The following is a 6,523-nucleotide window of genomic DNA, read 5'->3' on the forward strand; positions in this document are numbered from 1 at the left end:
CGGCATGGCGGCGCTCCACGGGCCCGGGGAAAGTCCGTCAAGTCCGGCCCCCGGTTGTCACTTTCCGGCGAAGAACCGCAGCAGGGCCCGCTCGTCCTCGTCGTTCAGTTCGACTCCGAACAGCTCGTCGAGCGCGCACACCGTCTCCGCCGCGCTCAGCTCACGCCGCTCGACGCGTCCGTCCGCGTACTGGATCTCCAGCGACTTGTCCCGCAGCAGCCGGCGCTCCTTCTCCGTCTCCTTCTGCGCGACGAGCTGACCGACGAACGGCGACCCCGGGCGGGTGGAGGAGAGATAGTGCGCCGCCTCGAAGTCGATCCGGAACTGCGGCTCCTGACGGAAGGAGTACATGCCGAACCAGCCGCCGTCCCCGTCCGGGATCTCCACGACCCAGTCGGGACCCTGGGCCACCAGGCGCCAGGTCCAGTCGGCGACCGACGACGTCGCACCGTCCTCCAGCGGCAGCGCCTCCATCAGCCCGCTGTAGCCGTACCCGGCGTCGGCCAGCCACACCCGGTCGTCGGCGCGCACCAGCAGCACCGTGTGCGTACGGAAGCGGCGGCGGGTCTCGCCCTGCCGGATGCGGGCGAGCAGCCGGGTCACCGGGAAGCCGAGCCGGTCCAGGGCGGCGGCCAGCAGCAGGTTGTTCTCGTAGCAGTAGCCACCGCGCCCCGCCCGTACCAACTTCTCCTGGATCCGGTCCAGATCGAGCGAGACCGTGCGCCCCAGCGCGATGTCGACGTTCTCGAAGGCGATCGCGGACATGTGGCCGCGCAGGACGCGGTGCAGGGTGTCCGCGGTGGGGGTGCGGGGGCCGGTGAAGCCGATCCGGCCCAGATAGGCGTCGAGGTCGAGGCGGTCGCTCTGCCACTCCGGATCGGTCTCGACCGTCACGGGCAGGCCGTACGTTCCCAGCATGAGGTCTCCTTGGGCTCTGGCTCTTGCTCTGTCAGATGCGGTGCGGGTCGTCGTCCCGCAGCAGCTCGGGAGGGATGGTGTCCGGGCAGACGGTCCCCTCGGCGGCCGGTGACGCGGACGCGTCCGGGGGAAGGGAGGGGTCCAGCGATACGGGAGGGGCCGGCGCCCTCAGAGCCGCGGCGAGGGCGGCCGCGAGCGCCGCGCCGAGGACCGGACCGATCAGATACGCGGCCAGGAAGCCGAAGTTCCCCGCCCACAGCGCGGGCCCGAACTGCCGCGCCGGGTTGACCGAGCCGCCCGAGAGCGGCCCGAGGATCATGATGAAACCGCTGATGCACAGCCCGACCACGCCCGGGATCAGCCACTCCCAGCGCGGCCTGAGCAGCAGCGCGGCCACCAGTGTCATACAGATCAGCTGGCCCACCGTCTCGGCGGTCAGCACGCCCCAGAACCCCCAGCCGGGCTGTGGCGCCACCGCCGCCCAGCCGACCTGGGGCAGCCCCACGGGCGCGCCCCATACCAGCCGGGCCAGACCGACGCCGGCCACGGCCCCGGTCATCTGCGCCAGACAGAACGGCAGCACGTCCCGGCCGGGGAAGACCCGCAGCATCCACAGCCCGATGCTCACCGAGGGGTTCATGTGCCCCGCCGTCTTGCGGGACATCGAGTAGTGGATGATCACCGTGTTCACGACGCCGAAGAAGATGCCGAGCGCGACGAACGCCGCCCGCCCCTTCAGGACCGACCCGAGCGGCGCGTCCGGAGCGAAGATCCAGCGGGAGGTGGTGACGATCAGGAAGAGGATCCCCGCCGTGATCAGGAACTCCAGGACGACGGTGCGGGCGCGCGGCGAGAGGTACGCGGGCCGGCGTGCGGCGCGGTGACGACTCCTGTGGGTCATGGTGACCAGCTCCCAGCTGCGATGCGGTTGGAACAGGTGGTGCGGGTGGTACGGGGCGTACACATGCGTCCGCGGCGCCGCGCACGGCCCGAAGGCCGCGCACGACGCCGCAGTGGGGCGAACGTGCAGGTCAGAGCTCGATGCGTACCTGATATGCGAGCGCCCAGGCGTTGAACTCCACCAGCCGCTCCATCACCGCCCGTGTCCCCCAGAGCCCGCCGAGCGCCGCGTACTCCTCCAGCGGTTTGTCGAGGAGTTTCTGGATCCCCTCGCGCGGGACGAGCCGCAGCACCGGCGCGTCCTCGGCGAGCAGCTCCTCGACCTTGGCGCGCAGTGCGGTGACGTACTCGACGTCCTGCGTGGAGGGGTACGGGCTCTTCTTGCGCTCGAGCACCGACTGGGGCAGCACGTGCGCGGCGGCCGCGCGCAGCAGGCTCTTCTCCCGGCCGTCGAAGTTCTTCATCTCCCACGGCACGTTGTAGACGTACTCGACGAGCCGGTGGTCGGTGAACGGGACCCGGACCTCCAGGCTGGTGGACATCGAGATCCGGTCCTTGCGGTCCAGCAGGAACTTCTCCCAGTGCGTGATGTTGAGCCAGGTCAGCTCCTTCATCCGCTCCTCGTGCCGGGAGTCGCCGGCCAGACGCGGCACCGCCTCCAGGGACTCGGCGTAGCGCCGCTTGACGTACTCCTCCATGGAGAGCCGGTCCCAGAGCCCGATCTCCTTGATGGTGTCCAGGCCGCCGAGCCGCCGCCAGGCGTCGTACCAGGGGAAGGTGTCCCCGTTCACGGCCTCCTCGTCGAAGAACCAGTTGTAGCCGCCGAAGATCTCGTCGGCCGCCTCGCCCGAGAGCGCCACGGTGACGCGCTCCTTGAGCGCCTTGCACAGGTGGTACAGCGAGTGCTCCATGTCCCCGGTGGAGACCGGCAGATCCTGGGCGCGCAGCACGGCGGCGCGGACGTCCTCGTCGAGGATGTCGGTGTTCTCCAGCTCCACGATGACGTGCTCGGCGCCCGCGTGCTTCGCCACGTCGACGGCGTAGGGGGTGTCCGGGTCCATCCAGATGCCGTTGTCGCGGAAGGTCTCGCCGTGGTCCTTGAAGTCGACCGAGAAGGCGGTGATCCGCTCGTCGGAGCCCTGGTCGCGCAGCACCTTGGCGGCGAGCGCGGTCACGGCACTGGAGTCGAGGCCGCCGGAGAGCAGTGTGCCGACCTTCACATCGGCGATGAGCTGCCGCTCGATGATGTCCTCGAGCAGTTCGCGGACGGTCGCGATGGTGGTGTCGAGGTCGTCCGTGTGCGGAAGGGCCTGGAGCGTCCAGTACGTCCTGGTCGTCGTGCCGGCCCGGGAGAAGCGGACGGACGTGCCGGGCACCACCTCGCGCATGCCCTTGAAGACGGCGTGGCCGGGGGTGTTGATGATGGCGAAGATCTCCGCCAGACCCTCGGCGTCGACGACTGCCTCCGCCTCCGGGTGGGCCAGGATCGACTTCGGCTCGGAGCCGAAGAGGACGCCGTCGGAGGTGGGGTAGTAGTAGAGCGGCTTGACGCCCATCCGGTCGCGGACCAGGAGGAGTTCCTCGGTGCGCGGGTCCCAGATGGCGAGCGCGTACATGCCGTTGAGCCGCTCGGCGAACTCCTCGCCCCACTCCAGATAGGCGTGCAGCACCACCTCGGTGTCGGACGCGGTACGGAAGGTGTGTCCCAGTTGGGCGAGTTCGGCCTTCAGCTCGCGGAAGTTGTAGACCTCACCGGTGTAGACGAGGACGGGCTGCCCGTCGTCACCGGGGACGGCGTGCATGGGCTGCTTGCCGTTCTCCAGGTCGATGATGGAGAGCCGGCGGTGGCCGAGGGCGGCGTGGCGGGAGAGCCAGATACCGCCGTCGTCCGGGCCCCGGCACTCCAGGGTCCGGGTCATGGCATCGGCGGTGTCGCCGCCGAGTGTCAGGTCGCGGTCGTAGGCGACCCAGCCGGTGAGTCCGCACATGGCGCCTCAGGTCCTTTCTCGAATGATCAGCAGATGGCGGGATGGCGGGATGTACGGAGGAGTCAGGGGCGGGAGGCCGTGGGCGCGGGTGCCTCGGGCGAGAGACGGGCCGGAGCCGCCGCGGGCTTCGGGACCGGCACCCAGCCGGCGGTGTCCCAGTACGCGAGCTGACGCAGCGCCGAGCGCTCGCCGATCCGGGCCACCCGCTCCCCGCCGAGGATCAGCGTGGAGGGCCGGTCCGGCGAGAACCGGGGCACGGCGGGCGCGTTCGGGCTGCTCGGTGCCCGGCCGCGGGCGAAGGAGGCGATCAGGTCGATGAAGGTGTCCGAGACCAGGCGCTCCAGGGGGCCGTCGCCGTAGTGCGGGGCGTTCACCGCGGAGCCGTAGGTGCCGAAGAGGAACTTGGACGTCGCCTCGTGCGGGGTGCCGGTCAGCGGCGGGGCGACCGGGTGCGCGAACTCCATCAGATAGCTGGGTACCCCGGGCCGCTCCCGCGCCTGCCGTTCGGCGAGCCGGGTGATCTGGTAGCGGAAGAGGCTGTCCCCCCATATCGCGCCCCAGATCGACACGGGGTCCTGCGGCAGTCCGTCGATGGCGGCGGCCCGGCGGTACGCGGAGACCGCCGCGTCCACCTCGGTGTCGGCGACGTGGACCGCGCCCTTGTGGAGCACCGCCCGGACGGCGGTGCGCAGGCTCTCGTCGTCGGTGGGATGAGGGCCGGGGAAGGGGTAGCCCGGACCGGTGGTGAAGAAGGTGCCCTCGGTCCGGCCGTAGATCGCCAGGGTGGGAAGGTCCGGGGTGGGCAGCTCGAAGTCGTGGCCGAGCATCCAGCGGTCGTCGACGACCGGGCCCTGGTACTCCCGCCAGGTGGTGACCTCGCGGTCGGTGGGACTGCCCGAGAAGATCTTCTCCCAGGTCTCCTTCAACCGGTCCGCCGGGACGGTGCGCAGACCCCGGACGGTGGTGCCGAGCTTGCGGGCCACCAGTTCGAAGACCCGATGGGAGTCCTCCCGGCTCATCGAACTGGCCGGTTCCCACACGTGCTTCACGCTGATCGGGACGATCCGCCGCACGGTCCCGCGCAGCTCGGGGAGGAGTCCGAGCTGCCAGGTGGAGGAGCCGCCGGCGGAGGTGCCGACGAGCGTGATGTTCTCCGGGTCGCCGCCGAAGGCCGCCGCGTTGCGGCGCACCCAGTGCAGCAGCGCCACCTGGTCCTGCAGGCCCCAGTTGGAGTACCCGCCGGTGCGCTCGTCGAGGAGATCCTCATGTAGGCCCCAACCGAGGGCGCCCAGGCGGTAGTTGAAGGTGACGACGACCATGTCGCCGTGGGAGGCGGGGCGCGCGCCGTCGAAGTCCGGCTCACTGCCGGCGCCCAGGAACCAGCCGCCGCCGTGGATGTAGACGACGACGGGCCGGGAGCCGCCGGTGTCCGGTGTCCAGACGTTCGCGTACAGGCTGTCCTCGCTGGAGCCCGGCAGATACGACTGGTACGAGACGGGCGCGAACGCTGTGGCGTCCCGTACCCCGGTCCACGGGGTGACCGGGCGCGGCGAGCGGTAGCGCAGCGCGCCGACCGGGGGAGCGGCGTAGGGGACCCCGCGGAAGACGGACAGACCGCCGCTCCGCTCGCCCCTGACCAGGCCGCCGCCGACGCGGGTGACCACGCCGGTGGTCTCCTCGGGGGAGGTGGCCGCCTCCCTGGTGGACGCGGTGCCGGCCGCGGCGGCGCCCGGCACGGTCACCGCGGTCGCCACCGCTGCGGCGGCCGCGACGACCGTACGTCTCCGTGGCATATGTGGCGGCTCATGTCCAACTCCCGACCGGTCCATAAACAAAACTCCCCGGGTATGCGAATGCCGAAAGACGGCACGTCGAAGAGTGACGACGGTGTGAGGGTGCCGTACGCTCCTGCCTCGGCCAATGCGCTTCGGCGTACTCAGTCAGGTCACTTCGGCAGCCTCGGCCGGGCCGGTGGAAGCGGTGTCACGGTGACCTGACGGATTCACACCCGAACCTTTGAGCACAGCAGCGGAGGATCGGCAGGATCCAGGCATGACAACGTCGATTCTGGACTCCCGCCCCCTTTTCGAGCTGGGCGCCGAGATTCACATCGCGGCCTCCGCCGACAAGATCTACTCGATCGTCAGCGACATGAAACGGCATTCCGAGTGGAGCTCGGAACTCCAGGACGGCAAGTGGCTGTCCGGAGAGCCGGGACAGGTCGGCTCCATCTTCGAGGGAGAGAACTTCCGCAGCGACGACATCGTGTCCTGGGCCCCGCTCATCCGCGGCATCTGGCACACGAAGTCGGAAGTCGTGGAGACCACTCCGGGTCGCGCGTTCCGCTGGAAGATCCACTCGAAGACCGGTGAACCGCAGGAGCTCACCTGGTCCTTCCTGATCGAGCCCACCGAGGGCGGTGCCACGCTTTCCCAGACGTTCCGCATGGGATACGCCTCGCCCGGAATCCACGAGATCACCAAGGACATGGACGAGGCCGACAAGCGGAAGTTCATCGCCGACTGGACGGCGAAGATGACCCGGGACATCACCGAGACCCTGGGCAAGATCAAGGTCGTCGTCGAGAAGGACTGACGCCCACCTCCCGCACCGCACCAGGAACGACGCAGCGACGGGCCGGCCCCCCATCGGGGCCGGCCCGTCGCACGCCCTGCCCCGCCGCGTGACCGGCGGCGGGGCAGGGGCCCCACGAGCCC

5 protein-coding genes are annotated in these 6,523 nt (G+C 70.3%); 1 reads left to right on the forward strand and 4 read right to left on the reverse strand.

Annotation, left to right across the window (positions count from 1 at the left end; translation table 11 throughout):
* Positions 1-57: 57 nt before the first annotated feature.
* The 4 genes from IE136_RS20515 to IE136_RS20530 form a co-directional block, all read right to left on the reverse strand.
* Complete coding sequence (locus tag IE136_RS20515; RefSeq protein ID WP_189601045.1) at positions 58-918, reverse strand: arylamine N-acetyltransferase family protein; 861 nt, start codon at positions 916-918, stop codon at positions 58-60.
* A 31-nt stretch (positions 919-949) separates the two neighbouring features.
* Positions 950-1,819, reverse strand: coding sequence for an MIP/aquaporin family protein (locus IE136_RS20520; protein ID WP_158987446.1), 870 nt, complete (start codon positions 1,817-1,819; stop codon positions 950-952).
* A gap of 130 nt (positions 1,820-1,949) precedes the next feature.
* The gene (gene asnB, locus IE136_RS20525; protein WP_158987444.1) at positions 1,950-3,806 is read right to left on the reverse strand and encodes an asparagine synthase (glutamine-hydrolyzing); all 1,857 of its coding nucleotides are present in this window, start codon (positions 3,804-3,806) and stop codon (positions 1,950-1,952) included.
* Between the two features lie 62 nt (positions 3,807-3,868).
* Entirely contained in the window at positions 3,869-5,599 is a 1,731-nt protein-coding gene (locus IE136_RS20530; RefSeq protein WP_189601046.1) for a carboxylesterase family protein, read from the reverse strand.
* A 259-nt stretch (positions 5,600-5,858) separates the two neighbouring features.
* Between IE136_RS20530 and IE136_RS20535 the strand changes: the two genes are divergently transcribed.
* Entirely contained in the window at positions 5,859-6,401 is a 543-nt protein-coding gene (locus tag IE136_RS20535) for an SRPBCC family protein (protein WP_158987440.1), read from the forward strand.
* Positions 6,402-6,523 lie beyond the last annotated feature (122 nt).

This window comes from Streptomyces lateritius (genome assembly GCF_014649715.1).
GTDB lineage: Bacteria > Actinomycetota > Actinomycetes > Streptomycetales > Streptomycetaceae > Streptomyces > Streptomyces lateritius.

Coding starts and splice junctions, on each gene's coding strand:
- IE136_RS20515 (WP_189601045.1), bottom strand. CDS start 918: ATGCTGGGAACGTACGGCCTGCCCGTGACGGTCGAGACCGATCCGGAG.
- IE136_RS20520 (WP_158987446.1), bottom strand. CDS start 1,819: ATGACCCACAGGAGTCGTCACCGCGCCGCACGCCGGCCCGCGTACCTC.
- asnB (WP_158987444.1), bottom strand. CDS start 3,806: ATGTGCGGACTCACCGGCTGGGTCGCCTACGACCGCGACCTGACACTC.
- IE136_RS20530 (WP_189601046.1), bottom strand. CDS start 5,599: ATGCCACGGAGACGTACGGTCGTCGCGGCCGCCGCAGCGGTGGCGACC.
- IE136_RS20535 (WP_158987440.1), top strand. CDS start 5,859: ATGACAACGTCGATTCTGGACTCCCGCCCCCTTTTCGAGCTGGGCGCC.